The 16,798-nt window shown below is 66.3% G+C and carries 18 protein-coding genes; 9 read left to right on the forward strand and 9 right to left on the reverse strand.

The annotated features are described in order from the left end of the window. Positions 1 to 220 precede the first annotated feature (220 nt). Entirely contained in the window at positions 221 to 538 is a 318-nt protein-coding gene (locus tag NDI89_RS02540) for an RPA12/RPB9/RPC11 RNA polymerase family protein (protein ID WP_277519946.1), read from the reverse strand. A 403-nt stretch (positions 539 to 941) separates the two neighbouring features. On the opposite strand from NDI89_RS02540, the gene NDI89_RS02545 reads away from it, so the two are divergent. From NDI89_RS02545 to NDI89_RS02560, 4 genes are all read left to right on the forward strand, one after another. Continuing rightward, positions 942 to 1,136: a hypothetical protein gene (locus tag NDI89_RS02545; protein ID WP_277519947.1), complete on the forward strand. Its 195-nt coding sequence runs from the start codon at positions 942 to 944 to the stop codon at positions 1,134 to 1,136. Beyond that, on the forward strand, positions 1,133 to 1,276 hold the full coding sequence (locus tag NDI89_RS02550; protein ID WP_277519948.1) for a hypothetical protein: 144 nt from the start codon (positions 1,133 to 1,135) through the stop codon (positions 1,274 to 1,276). The genes NDI89_RS02545 and NDI89_RS02550 overlap by 4 nt, the downstream gene beginning before the upstream one ends. A gap of 242 nt (positions 1,277 to 1,518) precedes the next feature. Then, positions 1,519 to 2,613 carry a sensor histidine kinase gene (locus tag NDI89_RS02555; RefSeq protein ID WP_277519949.1) on the forward strand — a complete coding sequence of 365 codons (1,095 nt, stop codon included), beginning with the start codon at positions 1,519 to 1,521 and terminating at the stop codon, positions 2,611 to 2,613. 127 nt (positions 2,614 to 2,740) lie between these two features. After that, the gene (locus tag NDI89_RS02560) at positions 2,741 to 3,430 is read left to right on the forward strand and encodes a YqjF family protein (RefSeq protein WP_277519950.1); all 690 of its coding nucleotides are present in this window, start codon (positions 2,741 to 2,743) and stop codon (positions 3,428 to 3,430) included. A gap of 33 nt (positions 3,431 to 3,463) precedes the next feature. Here the strand turns inward: NDI89_RS02560 and ilvA are convergent, their stop codons facing one another. Together ilvA and NDI89_RS02570 are read right to left on the reverse strand one after the other, a co-directional pair. Then, positions 3,464 to 4,675, reverse strand: coding sequence for a threonine ammonia-lyase (gene ilvA, locus NDI89_RS02565; RefSeq protein WP_277519951.1), 1,212 nt, complete (start codon positions 4,673 to 4,675; stop codon positions 3,464 to 3,466). A 257-nt stretch (positions 4,676 to 4,932) separates the two neighbouring features. Then, positions 4,933 to 5,349, reverse strand: coding sequence for a gamma-glutamylcyclotransferase family protein (locus NDI89_RS02570; RefSeq protein ID WP_277520495.1), 417 nt, complete (start codon positions 5,347 to 5,349; stop codon positions 4,933 to 4,935). 113 nt (positions 5,350 to 5,462) lie between these two features. On the opposite strand from NDI89_RS02570, the gene NDI89_RS02575 reads away from it, so the two are divergent. Beyond that, positions 5,463 to 6,515, forward strand: coding sequence for a DUF7490 domain-containing protein (locus NDI89_RS02575; RefSeq protein WP_277519952.1), 1,053 nt, complete (start codon positions 5,463 to 5,465; stop codon positions 6,513 to 6,515). Then, positions 6,512 to 6,889 (forward strand): DUF8060 family membrane protein, encoded by a 378-nt coding sequence (locus NDI89_RS02580; protein ID WP_277519953.1) that lies wholly within the window; start codon positions 6,512 to 6,514, stop codon positions 6,887 to 6,889. The genes NDI89_RS02575 and NDI89_RS02580 overlap by 4 nt, the downstream gene beginning before the upstream one ends. A gap of 110 nt (positions 6,890 to 6,999) precedes the next feature. Here NDI89_RS02580 and citZ read toward each other — a convergent pair whose 3' ends face one another. Continuing rightward, complete coding sequence (gene citZ / locus NDI89_RS02585; RefSeq protein WP_277519954.1) at positions 7,000 to 8,148, reverse strand: citrate synthase; 1,149 nt, start codon at positions 8,146 to 8,148, stop codon at positions 7,000 to 7,002. A 352-nt stretch (positions 8,149 to 8,500) separates the two neighbouring features. Between citZ and NDI89_RS02590 the strand changes: the two genes are divergently transcribed. Next, the gene (locus tag NDI89_RS02590; protein WP_277519955.1) at positions 8,501 to 9,706 is read left to right on the forward strand and encodes an MFS transporter; all 1,206 of its coding nucleotides are present in this window, start codon (positions 8,501 to 8,503) and stop codon (positions 9,704 to 9,706) included. 37 nt (positions 9,707 to 9,743) lie between these two features. Here the strand turns inward: NDI89_RS02590 and NDI89_RS02595 are convergent, their stop codons facing one another. From NDI89_RS02595 to NDI89_RS02610, 4 genes are all read right to left on the reverse strand, one after another. Continuing rightward, entirely contained in the window at positions 9,744 to 10,118 is a 375-nt protein-coding gene (locus tag NDI89_RS02595) for a VOC family protein (RefSeq protein WP_277519956.1), read from the reverse strand. 89 nt (positions 10,119 to 10,207) lie between these two features. After that, positions 10,208 to 10,867, reverse strand: a complete 660-nt coding sequence (locus NDI89_RS02600; RefSeq protein ID WP_277519957.1) for a helix-turn-helix domain-containing protein — start codon at positions 10,865 to 10,867, stop codon at positions 10,208 to 10,210. A gap of 130 nt (positions 10,868 to 10,997) precedes the next feature. Continuing rightward, a complete protein-coding gene (locus NDI89_RS02605) occupies positions 10,998 to 12,242 on the reverse strand; it encodes a Coenzyme F420 hydrogenase/dehydrogenase, beta subunit C-terminal domain (RefSeq protein WP_277519958.1) in 1,245 nt (414 codons plus the stop codon). Further along, positions 12,243 to 14,630: a rhodanese-like domain-containing protein gene (locus NDI89_RS02610; protein WP_425607748.1), complete on the reverse strand. Its 2,388-nt coding sequence runs from the start codon at positions 14,628 to 14,630 to the stop codon at positions 12,243 to 12,245. Between the two features lie 438 nt (positions 14,631 to 15,068). Between NDI89_RS02610 and NDI89_RS02615 the strand changes: the two genes are divergently transcribed. Then, positions 15,069 to 15,263 carry a cold-shock protein gene (locus NDI89_RS02615; RefSeq protein ID WP_226004048.1) on the forward strand — a complete coding sequence of 65 codons (195 nt, stop codon included), beginning with the start codon at positions 15,069 to 15,071 and terminating at the stop codon, positions 15,261 to 15,263. 212 nt (positions 15,264 to 15,475) lie between these two features. Here NDI89_RS02615 and NDI89_RS02620 read toward each other — a convergent pair whose 3' ends face one another. Further along, positions 15,476 to 15,838, reverse strand: a complete 363-nt coding sequence (locus NDI89_RS02620) for a cell division protein SepF (RefSeq protein WP_277519960.1) — start codon at positions 15,836 to 15,838, stop codon at positions 15,476 to 15,478. A gap of 191 nt (positions 15,839 to 16,029) precedes the next feature. Between NDI89_RS02620 and NDI89_RS02625 the strand changes: the two genes are divergently transcribed. Then, positions 16,030 to 16,797: a DUF1028 domain-containing protein gene (locus NDI89_RS02625; RefSeq protein WP_277519961.1), complete on the forward strand. Its 768-nt coding sequence runs from the start codon at positions 16,030 to 16,032 to the stop codon at positions 16,795 to 16,797. Position 16,798 lies beyond the last annotated feature (1 nt).

Here is a 16,798-nt window from a genome sequence, read left to right on the forward strand (position 1 = left end):
GTTCGCCGCCGGCGAACCGCGAGACGAAGCTGCGCGTGAGCTTCGTGAATAGCGAGGGACCGGAGGCCCCTCGGACCGTTCGCGCGACAACGCCGCGCGAAGACGCAGGCGACAAACGAAGTCGATGCGTGGATCCGCGTGAGACCGAGTAGCGCCGAGAGTTGAGAGCCCGATGTGGCGGTCTGTGAATCGGTAACCGGGAAAATCGCGAGATGTGCGGTCAGGACCCGCGCCACTTGTGGCCGCACTCGACGCAGGTGAACAGCCGAACCTCGTAGGAGCCGCCCGGCTTCGGCATCATCTCGGAGTAGGCGCGGTCGCTGTCGCAGTCGTCCGCCGGACAGGGCTCCTGCATCGTCTCGGTGGAGCCCTGAGTCGCGTCGGCCACGGCGGGTGCCCCGTCGTCCCGCTGTCCGTCCTGAGTCGCCATCGCTGATTCCGCTTGCGAGTCCCGCGGCTCCTCGTTCTCACAGGAGCGACACACCCACATGTCGCCCTCCGTGTGCATCATCGAACCACACTCGCCACAGAATTGCATATAAACGAAGAGACACGGTAGCCGGATATATGTGTTAACTTCCGATCCGTCGGACCCGCTATCTCGAGACGGCTCCTCCTCTTTGCGACCGCTACCGCTCGGCCTCGAGACCCGACTCCGAACTGGATTTCACTCGAGCCGCGACGATAAATCCACTACCGAAAACAATAGGTATAAGTTACAACGCAGTGACGATTAGATCGGAGGCTGCGTCTCCGGAACGGGGGCAGCGTACAAATGCCCCGGGTGCTGACACACCCGAGACGCGGCTTCCAAACCCAGACCAGGGTTTCAGGAAGCATGATTCCGTACATTCTACCGGGATATAAACGTCCCGCACGACAGCCGAATCGCCCGACACGAGTAGCGTCAACGTCAAAACCGGACTCGAGGCGCGATCCCCATGCCTGACGACAGCGACCCGGTCGCGGACCGCCTGTCGTCCCAGCCCGACTGTCCGAACTGCGGCGAGCCGGTCAGCATCCTGACCTCGAGCAGGCTGTACAGGGGCACCGCCTACCCCTGTGGCTGCTCGGTCAATCCGGTTCTCCTCACGACCGATCCCGCCGACCGCGGACTGGGGACGGGGGACGAATGACCGGGCCTCGAGTCGCAGAGTCGAAGCGCTGTCCCGACTGCGGGGCAGTGCTCCCGCTCCGCGATCCGCTGATCGGCTGGTGGCTCTGTGACGACTGCGAGCTCGGGGTCGACGAGAACGGCGAGCGAGTCGCGGAATAACCACCACTCGCGTCTTTGTGTGACGATCCGGGTGAATGCACAGCTTATACGCGTTTAGCCCGAACGGGTACTCGAGCGGTTTTGCACTGTCTCCTCCCGTAGCGGAACGAAGAGACTGATCGCGGAACGGTCAGCGGCCGATCACAGAATCAAATCCATGTCCGACCGTCGCGTCCGAACGACTCCCGGCGACCTGCTCGAATTCGCCCCGTCGAAAACACCCTCGTCAGCGTGGAGGAATCATGGACCCCCCGGATCCTGAGGCGGTCGTTCCCGCGGCGGTCGATACGCTCCCGATCAACTTCGCGATCCTCGACGAGGAGGGGACGATCCTGCACACGAACGAGGCGTGGCAGCAGTTCGGCGAGGCGAACGACATCGAACCCCGACCGGATTTCGTCGGCACCGACTACCTCGAGATCGCCGAGCGAGCGGAAACCGAACCCGGACGGGCCGCCGCCGTCGGGTTATCCGAGATCCTCGCGGGCGAACGGGAGCTGATCGAATTCGAATATCCGTGTCACTCGCCCGACGAGCGACGGTGGTTCCTCATGCGAGCGGCACCGTTTACCGACGGCGATCGACGGTACGTCGCCGTCGCACATTTCGATATCACCGACCGATACGAGTACCAGCGTCGGCTGGAGCAGTCCAACGAGCGCCTCGAGCAGTTCGCGTACGCCGTCTCCCACGACCTGCAGGAGCCGTTACGAATGGTCACGAGCTACCTGCGACTGCTCGAGGACAACTACGGCGACGAGTTCGACGAGGACGCCGCCGAGTTCGTCGAGTTCGCCGTCGATGGAGCCGAACGGATGCGGGAGATGATCGACGGCTTGCTCGAGTACTCGCGGATCGAAACCCAGGACGACCCGAGCGGACCGGTCGATCTCGAGGCCGTGCTGGACGACGTGCTGACGGATCTCGGCATTCGGATCGAGACCGCCGACGCAGACATCACCAGCGAGTCGCTGCCGACCGTCACGGGCGACGCCAGCCAGCTCCGGCACGTCTTCCAGAACCTGCTGGACAACGCAATCGAGTACAGCGGCGAGGAGGCCCCTCGAGTGCGGATTGCCGCGACGCTCGAGGGGGACGAGTGGCTGATCTCAGTCAGCGACGACGGGATCGGGATCGACCCGGCGGACGCGGACCGGGTGTTCGAGATGTTCCAGCGCCTCCACGGTCAGGAGGAACACGCCGGGACGGGGATCGGTCTCGCGCTGTGTAAGCGCATCGTCGAACGCCACGGCGGCGAGATCTGGGTCGAGTCCGACCTCGACGACGGAGCGACGGTCTCGTTTACCTTACCTGCGGAACGCGATCGTACCGAGTGACGATCGCGCCCAGATCGGCCACGCGCCGTTTCGAACGAGATCGACGCCTGCTCTGCCCCTCCGCGTCTTCGCGATTCGGAAGCGGCCGGGTCCAAACAGATATTCGGACGCAATCCCACGTGTTCGTATGGTCCTTCCGCTCGAGATGGGGTGGCGGCAGCTGTTGTTCGAGAACTGGCCGGTCGAGCCGGCCGTGATGGACGCCCACCTTCCCGAGGGGCTGGACCCCGACGAGTACGACGGCTCGGCGTGGCTCTCGATCGTTCCGTTCGCCAACGTCGCCGTCCGACCGAAGGGAGTTCCCGAATCGCTCGGTATCCGGCTTCCCGAGCTCAACGTCAGAACGTACGTCACCCGCGACGGAGTTCCCAGCGTTTACTTCTTCAGCCTCGACGCGCAGGGCATCGCGAGCGTACTCGGTGCCCGCGTCTTTCACCACCTGCCGTACTACTACGCGCGCATCTCGCTGGCGTGGGAGGACGGACGGGTCAAGTTCAGTAGCCGCCGTCGTCATCCGGGTTCGCGGCCGGCTCACTACGAGGCGACGTACTGGCCGACCGGCGAGCCGTTCTCGGCACCCGAGGATCCGTTCGGGACCTTCCTCGTCGAGCGCTATCGGTTCTACACGGAGGCGCAGGACGGTTCGATTCGATACACGGACGTCGATCACGACCCCTGGACGCTGTATCCGGCCGCCGCGGAAATCGAGACGAATACGCTGTGGTCGGCACACGGGTTCGACCGACCGGACGCCGACCCGGTGTACTACTACAGTCCGGGCCTCGACGTGGTCGCATCGCGGAGCAACCGGCTGTAACCGTCCCGCCGACACGTTCCGACGTCCCCGAGATCAGGCGAGCACGTCGACCTCGTACCCCGCCTCGCGGAGATCCGAGAGGAAGGCGTCGACGTGGTCGGGGCCGCGCATCTCGAGTTCGATCTCGACTTCGGTGTCGCTCATCTCGACCTCGCGGGAGGTCCGGTCGTGGTGGATCGCGTAGATGTTCGCCCGGTGAGCGGTGAAGATGTCCAGCAGGTCCTCGAGCGCGCCCGGTCGATCCTTCAGCACGGTCCTGATCTTCAGGTACCGCCCGGTTTCGACGAGGCCGCGGACGATGACGTTGGTGAGCGTGTTGAGGTCGATGTTGCCGCCGCAGAGCGCGGGGACGATGACCTCGCCTTCCTCGTAGTCGAAGTGCTCGAAGAGAACGGCGGCGAGCGCGACCGCGCCCGCGCCCTCGACGAGGGTCTTCGAGCGCTCGAGGAGGTAGACCAGAGCGACGGCGATCTCGGGATCGGAGACGGTGACGACCTCGTCGACGTACTCCTGAATGTGGGGGAAGGTCTGCTCGCCGACGCTGCGGGTCGCGATGCCGTCGGCGATGGTATCGACGCCGTCGAGGGAGACCCGTTCGCCCTTCTCGAGGGACGTCGCGGCGCTCGAAGCGCCCTCGGCCTGGACGCCGATGACGCGCGTGTCCGGTTTCTGCTCCTTGATCGCGGTCGCGATGCCGCTGATGAGGCCGCCGCCGCCGATGGGGACGACGACGGTTTCCACGTCGGGGCAGTCGTCGAGGATCTCGAGGCCGATCGTGCCCTGCCCGGCCATGACGTACTCGTCGTCAAAGGCGTGGACGTAGGTGCGGCCCTCCTCGCGTTCGATCTCGTGGGCTCGCTCGGCGGCTTCGTTGTAGTCTCGCCCGGAGAGGACGACCTCCGCACCGTAGCTTTTGGTCGCCTTGACCTTCGAGATCGGCGCGTGTTCGGGCATGACGATCTTCGAATCGACGCCGGACCGGGTGGCCGCGAGCGCGACGCCCTGCGCGTGGTTGCCCGCGCTCGCGGTGACGACGCCCGCGTCTTTCTGGTCCTCCGAGAGCGTCGCGATCCTGTTCGTCGCGCCCCGGATCTTGAACGCGCCCGTCCGCTGGAAGTTCTCCAGTTTCAGCCGGATATCGGCGCCGGTCATCGACGAATAGGTGTGGGAGTGCTCGAGCGGCGTGTGTCGGGACGTCTCCCGGACCCGCTCGCGCGCCTCGAGAATATCGGCGAGTTCGAGCATATTGCCGTCTACTCACCGGACAGTGTAAGGATTACTGTCGGAGACTGGGAAGGGCCATCGGCTGACCCCACCCGACCCCGACAGCGATGTGCCGTCAAACCTGGACAGCACGACAGGGAATACAGGGAATGCACGGCGTGTGACGTGCAACTGGAGAAGGGGACCGGGAGTATATAAATCTCATGCACCCGCGGCGAAAGTGAAACCGCAAGACAGCGCGGTGGTAGCGGTGGTGTCTGACGCGGGAAAGACGGGCGTCATTCGCGTATTTCTCCGACGACGGCAGTTCGCGAAACGAACGACTGAACGCGGTCGCGGAACGATCCGTCCCCGGGCCAGGTCACGTCGACCCCGAGTTCGTCCGGCTCACCGACGTAGATCCGGCACGGTTCCGCCGCGACGCCGGTCGCGACCGGGACCGCGACTCGGACGTAGAGTCCCGTACCGACCCCCTCGTAGCGATCGAGTCGAGCGAGGGCCGTCTCGTCGACCGCGAGCAGTCGGCCGTCGACGCTGCCGCCGGGCGCGAGCGTCGGGTACCGACCGTCGACACGGTGCAGACCCTCGAGCGTCGCAGCACCGACGAACGCGTCGGCTGCGTCGGATCGGGTCGTCTCGAGGACGGTCGAGAGCCGTTCCGGTTCGGTCAGGGTCCCGTAGACGAAGACGAACACGCGAGCCCGTTTTCGGTCCGGCCCCTTGCTCGTAGTGCTTCGGTCGCGCTGTCGGCCGAACGTTCCGCGCGAATTACACAAAGCACTTATATGGAACATTAGAGGAATCTATCATGAACCGCGAGTCCCTCCTGGCCGTCGCGACGCTCGTGGTCGTGATCGGTGCGGTCACGACCCTCGCCCTCGCCGGGGCCGTATCCGACCCCGCCGACTCCGAGACGGCGGCCGACGTCGAGCCCGCCGGCCACGTGTCGCTGACTGAGATCACGATCAGCGCCGACGAGGTCACCGGCGGCACCGCCACGCTCGCCGTCGATACGCACCTCGAGCACCGCGGCAACCCTGCCGAGAACGTGACCGTCGTCCACCGGGCGACGGACACGGAGACCGGTCTCGTGGAGAACACCACGAAACGAGCGGTCCGGACGATGGACGACGACGCCGAGGTCGTCGTCTCGGATCGGCTCTCGATTCCCCGGGAGAGCAGTTACGAGATCGAGACGTTCGTCTATCGGGACGGAACGCGGACCGAATCCGCCAGCCGCTCCGTCGACGGCGTCGATGCGCTGACGCCCGCCTACGCCGACACCGACGTCGAGTTCCACCGCTTCGGCGGCGGCGCCGGCGGGAGTCTGGCCGACGTCCCGGCGATCGGCTACTCCATCGCGTCGACCACCGACGACACGGCGACGCTGGAGGTCGACAGCTACCTCACGAACACCGGCGACGACACCGAATCCGATCTCGAACTCGAGGTGACCGCTCGCCAGTCGGGGTCGAACGTCGTCGCCGACGACGCGACCGTCGACCTCTCGGCGATCGAACCCGGGAAGACCGCGCTGCCGACGGTCGAACTCGAGGTTCCCCAGGAGTACGACTACTACCTGGACGCGGTACTCTGGCGGGACGGCACCATCGTCGGCACGAACCGCGCGGTCGCCAATCTCGGGCCGGGGTCGCTGTCCGTCGACGAAACGGCCAGCGACGGCGGACTCGAGGTGAGCGACTTCGAGGGCGGTTCGGATCGACGGGCGGACGACGGCGCCGCAGGCGACGATTCCGGAGATGGCGGGGCCTCGAGCGCCGACGGAACGCCCGGCTTCGGCATCGCGGTCGCCGTCGCTGCACTGCTCGCGACGCTCGCACTCACACGGAGGTCCCAATGACTGACACACCCACATCGACACCGACGGAGACCGAGACGACGACCGACATCGAGGACGGATGGACGACCGATCAGCCGGACCAGCAGGAGGAGGAGACGTCATCGGCACCGGCCGAATCGAACGTCACCGCCGGAATCGATCCCCGCTCCGAGACGATTCGCCGCTATCTCGCCTGGGGCGGACTCGGCGTCTGCTCGCTGCTGGCCGTCTTCGCGCTGATCCGGTTTTACGGAAGCGTCGGCGCGACCATCGACCTCTGGGTCGATCCGAAATACCAGCCGGTCATCCGCGCCGCGTTCAACCTCGCGGTCCTGCTGACGTCCCTGATCGGCGTGTCGCTACTGGTCCGAGAGCTGAGCGGTGAAAGCGACTGACCGTCGGCGAGACCCCATCACACTGCGGTTCGATTGCGGTCGCTCGAGTCGCGGACGGCGTCTGCCGACGAGTGACGAAAAAGGAATCGAGGGACGCGAATCGGGGGCAGTTACCGGTCTTCCAGCGGGACGAACTCCTGATCCTGCGGCCCGGTGTAGCGGGCTCGCGGACGAATGAGGCGGTTGTCATCCTGGTACTCGAGGACGTGGGCGATCCAGCCGCCGACGCGGCTCATGGCGAAGATGGGCGTGTACATGTCGATCGGGATGCCGAGCTGGTAGTAGACCGAGCCCGAATAGAAGTCGACGTTCGGGGCGATTCCCTTCTCGACGAGGCCCTTCTCCTCGGTGAGGAACTGCTCGATGGTGGTCGTGTAGTTGTACCACTTGTCCTCGCCGTTTTCGGCGAGTTCCTTGCTGCGCTCCTGGAGGATCGCCGCGCGGGGGTCCTTGACGTTGTAGACGCGGTGGCCGAAGCCGGGGATGCGCCGGCCCTCGGCGGTCGCCTGCTCGACCCACTCGCGGTGGTCCAGTCCGCTCTCGTCGATCTCGATGAGGACCTCCATGACGTCCTGATTCGCGCCGCCGTGGAGCGGCCCGGAGAGGGCGCTGATGCCGCCGGTCACGGCGCTGTAGATGTCGGCCATCGTCGAGCCGATGACCATCGAGGTGAACGTCGACGCGTTCAGCCCGTGATCGGCGTGCAGGATCAGGGCCTGATCGAAGGTCTCGGCGGCGATGTCGTCGGGCTCCTCGCCGGTCAGCATGTAGAGGAAGTTGGCGGCGAGACCGAGATCGGGGTTGGGATCGACGGGCTCCTCGCCGAGTCGGTAGCGCTCGAAGGCCGCGAGCGCGGTCGGGATCTTGGCCGTGATGCGACGCCCCTTCCGAAGCGTCGCGTCGAGATCCTCGGGATCGGCGTCGTCTTCGGGTTCGTAGGCCGAGAACATCGAGACGGCAGTCCGGAGCGCGGCCATCGGCCGCTCGTCGGCGCCGGCGAGTTTCTCCATCGTCTCGAGCACGTCGTCGTCGACCTCGCGCTCGTCCATGAGCGCGTCCGTGAACGGCTCGAGCTCGTCCTCGGTCGGGAGGTGACCGTGCCAGAGCAGGTACAGCACTTCCTCGTAGCTCGCCCCGCGAGCCAGATCCTCGATCGTGTAGCCGCGGTAGATCAGCCGACCGGCGTCACCGTCGATCGAGCTGAGCTCCGATTCGGCAACCAACACGCCCTCGAGCCCTTTCTTGAGGTCGTCAGACATAGTCGTGGATTTCGGACGCCAATGGAAAAGTATTATCGTTTGGCCGGTGCCGCCGGTCGACACATCGGATGTGTTCATTTTGCCGCTATCGCGAACACGTACGGGTGGTATTTTGCTCTTCCAACGAACACATAGTCAGTCGATGCCCGGGCCGGTTACTGTAATCGTTTTTCGTTGAGATTCGTCCGAGTGCGGTATCCGGTCGGAAGGCCGAACGGACGCTGCGGACGGTTCGCAGTGAAACCCGAGAAGACGTCCACGAGGAAAACGATACGACGGACTCAGTCTCGACTGCAATCGCGACGTCGCGCCGCCATCCTTTTTGAACCACTTCGCCAAAGCACACCGAGTAATGGATCGGTCCTACTGGCGGACGGTGCTGCTCGTCACGACGTGGCAGATCTCCGCGAGCATCTGTTACTACACGATCTTCGCCGCGACGCCGTTCTTTCGCGACGCGTTCGGACTCTCCCGGTTCTCGGTCGGACTCGTGGTCACCACGCTCACCCTCGGTTACGCGCTCTTTCTGCTCCCGCTCGGGGCGCTGACCGATCGGTTCGGCGAACGACTGACGCTGACGCTCGGCCTCGTCGGACTCGCGACGGGGACGGTCCTCGTCGCGGGAGCGCCGACGTACGCGCTGTTGCTCGCGGCCGTGTTCGTTCTGGGTTCGACGTACGGAATCGCGATGCCCGGGACGAACAAAGCGCTCTTCGACGCCATCGAACCGGGCCGCCAGAACCTCGCGATGGGGATCAAGCAGGTCGGGGTGACCGGCGGGAGCGGCATCAGCGCGCTCCTGATCACCGGCCTCGCGGGCCTGTTCTTCTGGCAGGCCGGCTTTCTCGTCGCCGCCGGCGTCGGCGTCGCCGTCGCCATCGGCTTCTACCTGCTCTACGCGAGCGACAGCGGGGACGGTGCCGCCGACTACCCCGATTTCCGAGCGCTGCTCTCGAACCGGCCGTACGTCGTGTTGACGACTGCCGGGCTTTTTCTCGGCGCAGCCCTGTTCACGACGACCGGGTACACCGTGCTCTACGTCGAGGAGTCGATCGGGGCGTCCGTCGGGTTCGCCGGCGTCGTCCTCGCGCTCGTCCAGCTGTTCGGCAGCGTCGGCCGCGTACTGACCGGCTGGCTGAGCGACGTCCTGCCCGGGGAACCCCGCGTCAGAATCGGATTACTGCTCGTCGCGCAGTCGCTGGGCAGCGCCGCCATGTTCGTCGTCGTCGCCTCGACGACCACCGAACTCGGTGCCGCGATCGCGTTCTCCGCCCTCGGCTTCTTCGTTCTCGGCTACACCGGCGTCTACTACTCCGTCATGGCGACGCTCGTTCGAGCCGACGAGATGGGCGGCGCGACCGCCGGCGGCCAGCTCGCGCTCACCAGCGGCGCACTCGTCGCCCCGCCGACGTTCGGTTACCTCGCCGATACGGTCGGCTACCGCGGCTCCTGGCTCTTCCTGGCCGCCGTCGTGACGATCGCGGCCGGCCTCCTGATCCGGGTCGTTCGGACGCAACCGACCGTCGCGGACCCCGCCGCAACCGAGACCGAAACGTGACGACCGCACCGGTAGCTCCCGCCGCGTCCTCGGTGCGTTACTCGAGTTCTTCGACGAGTTCGACGACGTAACCGTCCGGGTCCTCGACGAACGCGACGCGCACGCCGATGTGGTCCATCGTCGTCGGCTCCTCGTGGACCGGCGGATCCGCCCGTTCGACCAGTCGCTCGAAGGTCTCGTCGGTACTGTCGACGCCGACCGCGACGTGTGCCATCGATCCCGAATCGATTTCCGGTCCGCCCTCGGGGTCGTACTTGAACTGGAACTCGCCGTGTTCGCCGCCGATATACACGTTTTCGACGCCGTCGTCGGCGGTGAACGACCAGTTCTCGTCCAGTCCGAGCGCATCGACGTAGAACTCGCGCGTCCGCTCGAGGTCCGATACCCACAGAGCCGTGTGAATGACGTCCATGGCCCGTAAAGAACGCCGGCCGTCAAAGGAGTACTGGCGCGGCTCGAAGCGGCTCGTCCGGTCCGGTGTCGCCGCGACGGGGCGGCACGTTACTGGCGTCGGTCGTCCGCGAGGATCGCGTCCATCAGCTTCGTCTGGGCCGCCGCCAGGTGTTCGGTGAACGTCGACCGGGCGACGCCGAGCTCCTCGGCGACGTCCGTCGCGTTCGCCCCCTTCGGGTAGTCGAAGTAGCCCATCTCGTGGGCCGTCTCGAGGATCTCCCGCTGTCTGCTCGTGAGCGCGTCCCTGTCGACGACGACCGGATCGGCCGAGCTATCTTCGTGGTCCTGGGTGAGTTCCTCGACGATGACGCCGTCGAAATACGCGCGCAGTTCGTCGACGATCTCCGCGATTTCGGCCAGCTCGAGGGTGCGAAAGGAGAGGAGCAGCGAGCCGTTCTGGGCGCGAACCGAGGAGAGCGGGGTTCCCGTTCGCTCGACGATTTCGCAGGCGCAGTCGGCCGTGCCATCGCGTTCGAATCGGTAGATCGACTCCCGGTCGTTGGACTGGACCGGGGTAAACTCGACGTCGTACTCCCCCTCGATCGAGGCGTCGGCGGAGACGCCGAACTCCTCGACGACCGTTCCGTCCGCCGTCGCCTGCGACGACCGAGAGACGGAGTCGACCGGTTCGTCGGCACGCGCGGAGACGTCGGCCACCGGACAGTCCCCCGGTTCGTCGACGACGACCGTTGCACGAAAGCCCGTCATATCGGTCCGTACGATGACACGCGGCATAACAGGGGCCGAGAATTCCCGCGGGATGAAAATTCTTCGCACGGGTGGCGCAGCGATCAGCGGACCGACGACGGGAGCGGTACGACAGGCCCCCGCCGGTCCCTCAACACCACTCCTCGTACTGGTGGACGCGGGCCGGGTTCAACGGTTCTGGCTCGCGATCCGTCCCGTCGTACGCCTCGCGGTGGGCATCGTAGGTGATTCCGACACTCGCCTCGGGGTCGAACTCCCGCGGAAGGATCGATTCCGCGCGTCGGCGGTTCCAGTCGGCCAGCGTCTCGAGGGCCGTCGGCCGATCGATCGCCGTCGTCTCGAGGGCAGTCGCCGCCCGCGTCCAGGCGGCCTCGCCGGTCTCGGTGCGGACGATCGCGGTCGTATAGCCGTCGTCGCTGCCGACGTTGCCGACGCTGATGTCGGCCGCGTCGCCGACGAAGTCCGCGCACTCGTCGCAGCCGCGCAGTCCCGCCGCGTCGAACGCGTCGACGTCCGCCTCGAGGAGCGTCTCGCCGGTCTCGTCGACCGCGCGGAGCCGTCCCTCGCCGATGTCGAGCGTCTCGACGGCCGCGGGATCGACGTCGAACGACTCGAGCCGAGAGAGCAGGCGGCCGTGCTCGAAGCTACGAGTACACATCAGGGCGACGGTGAGCGCGATTGGATCGGCGGGATCGTGGTCGTAGCGGTCGAGCGCGGTGGCTCCCTGTATCATACACGGGGTGCCGACCAGCGCGAGCTCGGGATCGTCGGACCCGAGATCGCCCTCCGCGAGCAGCGCCTCGATCCGCCCCAGGCCCATCGTCTGGGTGTAGATGCTGCCGCCGGCCGCGAGCAGGTCCTCGCGCGAGGTCGCCAGGAACGCCTCGCCGCGGAGCGGCTCGTCCTCGCGCTCTCGAGCGACGATCGCCCCGTCGAGCTCGCCGACCTCGATCAGTTCCGCGAGGAGTGCGGTCACGACGCCGCCGTCCTGCCCGGCGGCCGCAGCTTCCCCGTCTGCCCGCGCCGCGTAGGTAGCCGGCTCCTCGAGGGCGCGCTCCTCCCGCGCGAGCTCGAGGTGGCGCTCGTACCGGAGCCCGCTGCGGGGACAGAAGTCCCAGCAGCGCGAGCAGCCGGTACACATCTTGACGAGGGTGGGTCGGCCCTCGTCCTCGTCGATGCCGATGGAGTCGGACGGGCAGGCGGCGACACAGGAGGCACACTGGATACAGCGGTCGGCCTCGATGACGGCCTCGTCCAGATCGCGGAACCAGATCTTGCCGGGGGCCTCGGCAACGTCGCGGTCCTGCTCGCGCGGATCGCTCCCGACGCCCTTGACGCCCCGCTGAGGGACGCCCGGCTCGTGTGTGCCGCTCATTCACCTCACCTCCGTTTCGATGGCGGGCGGGTCGCGCGCCGGCCCGTCAGTGACGATCTCTCGCAGGTCCGCGTTCGACGTGCGGCGAGTCCACTCGGTGAACGACTCGCCGGGCTCGCTGTCGGCGTCGTAGGCGAGCATCGTCGCTTTGACCACCCCGGGGACGTCGTCGATCGGTATCTTTCCGACGAGCCAGTCGATGAACTCGTCGTTCCCGAGGTCGCCGCCGAGGCCGAGGTCGGCCGCTCGCCCGGAGTCGTAGTCGTCTCGGTAGACCTCCCCGCGCAACCCGAAGTCGCCCAGCTGCGGTTGCGCACAGGAGGCCGAACAGCCCGACATGTGGATCCGGATCGCCTCGTGGTCGTCGGCGATCCCGGCCGCCTCGGCCCAGTCGTCCAACTCTCGGGCCCACCTGATCGCCCGGTTCTTCGTCTCGATGATCCCGTAGTTGCAGAACTCCCGCCCCGTGCAGGTGACGATCCCGCGCGTGAAGGGACCGGGATCGGGGCTGTACCGCTCGAGGAGCGGGTCCTCGAGAAGACGCTCGAGGCCGTCGTCGGTCAGATGCGGCACGAGGACGTTCTGGTTCGGCGTCAGGCGTAGCTCGCCGCCTCCCAGCTCGTCGCTCAGGGCGGCGAGGGCGGCGAACTCGTCGCCACCCATTCGGCCCGTCGGGACGTTCAGCCCCGCGTACGAGCGGCCGTCGGCCTGCTCGTGGACGCCGACGTGATCGCCACGGTAGTCCGTCGTCAGGGTCTCGTCCGGTTCCTCGAACGCGAAGTCGGCGTAGGACTCGAGTTCCTCGCGGAACGCCTCGGGGCCGAACTCGGCGACGAGGAAGCGCAGGCGGTTGACCGCGGTGTCGAGGTAGCTGCCGTGGTCCGCGAACAGGTCGGCCATCGCGGCGACGAGGTCGTCGACCCGATCGGGTTCGACGAACAGATCGATGTCGCTCGCGACCCGGGGGCCGTCGGAGAGCCCGCCGCCGACTCGCGCGACGAACCCGTCGCGGCCGTCCTTGCGGGCGGGCGTCAGCCCGAGATCCTGAATGCTCGAGCGGGCGCAGTCCTCGTGACATCCGGTCACGCTGACCTTGAACTTCCGTGGGAGGTTCGCGTAGTGTCGATCGCCGAGGAATCGCTGACTCACCCGTTCGACGACGGGTTGGATATCGACGGTCTCGGCGGGATCGAGTCCGTCCGCGGGACAGCCGACGACGTTTCGCACCGAGTTCCCGCAGGCCTGCATCGTCGAGAGCCCGACCGCGTCGTAGCGGTCCCAGATCTCGGCGACGTCTGCGATCTCGATCCAGTGCATCTGGACGTCCTGGCGCGTCGTCACGTCGAGGTAGCCGTCGCCGAAGACGGGGTTCTGGTCGGGGCCACCGTACTCCTCCGGAGCGCGGGCGAATTCGTCGGCCACCTCGCCGATCGTGCGGGCCTGCTCGGCGGTGAGGATACCGCCAGGGGAGCGGGTCCGCAGCATGAAGTACCCCCGTTGCTTCTGGTGGTAGAGTCCGATCAGCTTCAGGCGGCCGAGCACGTCCTCGCCCAGGTCGTCCACCATCGCCTCGAATCCCCCGTTGTCCGCGTAGTGGCGGACCTGCGCCTGTAACTCGACGGGATCCCACTCGGGCGCTTCGGCGCGCACCCAGTCGGTCAGGCTCCCCTCGTAGAACGAGACGTCCTCGTAGCCCAGGTGTCGGAGCGCGACGAACGTGTGACTGAGTCGCCGCGCCGTGTTGCAGTAGAGGACGATCCGCTCGTCGGGCGTGAGCCCGTGCTCGGCGAGCAGTTCCTCGAGCGTCGCTTCGTTTCTGAGTCGACCCTCCTCGAGCAGGTCCTCCCAATCGAGGTGGACGGCACCCGGAACCCGCGACTGCTCGTACTCGGCGGCGGTACGGGTGTCGACCACGACGGCGTCGCCCTCGACGGCGGCTTCGACCGTCTCGCGGTCGGCGATCGGGGCGTCCGCTCGTAGCTTCGCTTCATAGGGAGTCGGATCGGAAGACGGACGGTCCGTGCTGAGCGATCCGTCCTCGCCGTCGCGCCACGCCTCGAGGCCGCCATCGAGCAGCGAGAGGCGGCCCTCGTGGCCGTAGACGAGGGCGGTCAGCAGAAACCGAGCCGCGAGCGCGCCGCCGTCATCGCCGTAGGCGACCACGGTGTCGTCGCGCTCGATGCCGGCCGCGGATAGGAGGGCCGCGAAGTCGTCGGCGGTCGGTAGTTTGCCGTCGACGACGCTGCTCGGATCGCGAAACCGATCGGCCGGGACGTTGACCGCACCCGGAAGGTGTCCCAGTTCTTCGTAGTCGCGTTCCTCGCGGACGTCGACGACGACCACCGACTCCGCGTCGCGATGGGCCTCGAGCCACGACGGCGAGACGATGTCGAGCGCGGTACTCACGAGCGATCACCCGCGTCGTGATAGTCGGTATCCCGGTCCAATCGCGGCTCGAGCGGAACCCGACTTCCACCGCTCTGTCGGATATCCGATACTGTCTCGGTCATATCGTAGCTGGCGATAGCGGCCGAGACCCCTTTCAGCTACGCGTACGGGTAAGCAATACCGTAGCTCCCGAACGACGGCAGGCGGCCGTCGGGGTTACTGACAGTGTACTTACCCTTCGTATGAACCGCCTTTATTGGTCGCTCGAGACGGACCGAGCCCATGGGAGGTCCTGCCCGGAGAGCCGCTTTCGGTGCGGATTGTCGCAGAATACAGCAATAATTGCCGAATCGAAGCGGGGGAACGACGGACGCCGACGGTCGTGGTACCACGACCCTCGGAAGCCTTATCCCCGAATCGACCCTACGTTTGTTTGTAATGGCAGAAGGTAACGTTGATTTCTTCAACGACACAGGCGGCTACGGTTTCATTTCGACGGACGACGCGGACGACGACGTTTTCTTCCACATGGAAGATGTTGGCGGTCCGGACCTCGAAGAAGGCACAGACATCGAATTCGACATCGAGCAGGCCCCCAAGGGTCCGCGCGCAACGAACGTCGTCCGACAGTAAGTTCGACGTCAGTTCGTCGCTTCTAGCGACGCTCGACTCACAGTTTTTATCGACACAGTACGCTCACACCAGCGACAGCGACTCGCCTGGGCAGTCACCGCTCCCGTGAGTGTCGTACAGAATTCGACGGATACTCGGCGACGAGCGGTCTCCGGCCGCCGAAGCGGCACGCGGCGCTCGGACGGAGACCGCGACGGAGACGGAGGGCCGATCTAGAGCTTCTGGCCGAGTTTTTCGCGGCTGATGCGGACGCCGGTCGGGACGATCAGGATCTGATCGTCTCCCTTCCGGACGATGTCGCCGTCGACCTCTCGAGCGACCTGTCGGAGTTCGTCGACGATGTGTTCGACGGTGCTGTCCTCGGTTCGCAACCGCGTGATGTCCGCGACGACGATGTCGCCGTCGTAGACGGCGTCTTTGATATCGATCGCATCGTTCTGACCGCTGACCTCCGCGATGTGTACCTGCATCGCCGCCTCGGCGGAGGCCGTCGAGACGTCATCGATGTTCAGTTCGGCGTAATCATCGACCGATCTGGACTGATTGCCGCCGAGAATTTTGCTCATGAGTCCCATTGGCGGTATCCACCGCCGCCGCCAGTATAGTTCTTACGTCAGACACAGTCCCGTCCCCGATACCGTCCGGAAATCCGAGGGCTCGCGACCGCGATCGAACCGGTCGATCGGGACGCGACGGCGGGTCGTCGATCGCCGAGCCGCACCCGTCCTCCGTAGACTTTTGATTTCGTGAGACGTACGAGCGAGCGATGACGTTCAGCATCTGTGTTCGCGAAGACTACGAGACCGAGGCCGGCGACCGGCACCGTCGGTTCGGCGTCGCGGTCACGACGCGGTTGCCGGGCGTCGGGACGCTCTGTCCGTTCGTCAGCGAACACGGTGCCGTCGCGACCCAGAGTCTCGTCAACGTCGACCTCGGCGAGCGCGGGATCGCCTATCTCGAGGACGGACTGGCCGTGGACGACGCCCTCGAGGCACTTCTCACCGCCGACGACGGTGCAGCACAACGCCAGCTCCACGGCGTCGATAGCGAGGCGACCTTCGCCTTCTCCGGCGACGAGTGCGTCGAGTGGTACGGCCACCGCGAGGGCGACCACTACACCGTCGCGGGGAACATGCTGACCGGGGAAAGCGTGCTCGAGGCGACCGACGACGCCTACGCGGCGACCGCCGTCCACGATACCGTGGATCCGTCGACTGGCCCGAGCGCCGTGACGGAGGATACCGACACCGACCCGCTCGCGAAGCGCCTGATCGACGCGCTCGCGGCCGGCGACCTCGAGGGCGGGGACAAACGCGAGGAGCTGTCGGTCCAGAGCGCGGCGGTGGTCGTCGAGACGACCGAATCTCACGTCGTGGAACCGCCGTACAACGACCTGCGGATCGACGCGACCGAGACGCCGATCGCTGCTCTGCGGGAGACCTACGACCTCGCGACGCGGGGGTATCGGGACACCCTCGCGCAGTACGAGGGCGCGTACGAAGCCGACTCGCTGGCGGAATCCGCGGACCGGTAGC

This window comes from Natrinema salsiterrestre, assembly GCF_029502005.1.
GTDB classification, from domain to species: domain Archaea; phylum Halobacteriota; class Halobacteria; order Halobacteriales; family Natrialbaceae; genus Natrinema; species Natrinema salsiterrestre.

Coding starts and splice junctions, on each gene's coding strand:
- NDI89_RS02600 (WP_277519957.1), bottom strand. CDS start 10,867: ATGACGGGCTTTCGTGCAACGGTCGTCGTCGACGAACCGGGGGACTGT.
- NDI89_RS02560 (WP_277519950.1), top strand. CDS start 2,741: ATGGTCCTTCCGCTCGAGATGGGGTGGCGGCAGCTGTTGTTCGAGAAC.
- NDI89_RS02580 (WP_277519953.1), top strand. CDS start 6,512: ATGACTGACACACCCACATCGACACCGACGGAGACCGAGACGACGACC.
- NDI89_RS02595 (WP_277519956.1), bottom strand. CDS start 10,118: ATGGACGTCATTCACACGGCTCTGTGGGTATCGGACCTCGAGCGGACG.
- NDI89_RS02550 (WP_277519948.1), top strand. CDS start 1,133: ATGACCGGGCCTCGAGTCGCAGAGTCGAAGCGCTGTCCCGACTGCGGG.
- NDI89_RS02575 (WP_277519952.1), top strand. CDS start 5,463: ATGAACCGCGAGTCCCTCCTGGCCGTCGCGACGCTCGTGGTCGTGATC.
- NDI89_RS02545 (WP_277519947.1), top strand. CDS start 942: ATGCCTGACGACAGCGACCCGGTCGCGGACCGCCTGTCGTCCCAGCCC.
- citZ (WP_277519954.1), bottom strand. CDS start 8,148: ATGTCTGACGACCTCAAGAAAGGGCTCGAGGGCGTGTTGGTTGCCGAA.
- NDI89_RS02540 (WP_277519946.1), bottom strand. CDS start 538: ATGCAATTCTGTGGCGAGTGTGGTTCGATGATGCACACGGAGGGCGAC.
- NDI89_RS02615 (WP_226004048.1), top strand. CDS start 15,069: ATGGCAGAAGGTAACGTTGATTTCTTCAACGACACAGGCGGCTACGGT.
- NDI89_RS02605 (WP_277519958.1), bottom strand. CDS start 12,242: ATGAGCGGCACACACGAGCCGGGCGTCCCTCAGCGGGGCGTCAAGGGC.
- NDI89_RS02590 (WP_277519955.1), top strand. CDS start 8,501: ATGGATCGGTCCTACTGGCGGACGGTGCTGCTCGTCACGACGTGGCAG.
- ilvA (WP_277519951.1), bottom strand. CDS start 4,675: ATGCTCGAACTCGCCGATATTCTCGAGGCGCGCGAGCGGGTCCGGGAG.
- NDI89_RS02620 (WP_277519960.1), bottom strand. CDS start 15,838: ATGGGACTCATGAGCAAAATTCTCGGCGGCAATCAGTCCAGATCGGTC.
- NDI89_RS02625 (WP_277519961.1), top strand. CDS start 16,030: ATGACGTTCAGCATCTGTGTTCGCGAAGACTACGAGACCGAGGCCGGC.
- NDI89_RS02555 (WP_277519949.1), top strand. CDS start 1,519: ATGGACCCCCCGGATCCTGAGGCGGTCGTTCCCGCGGCGGTCGATACG.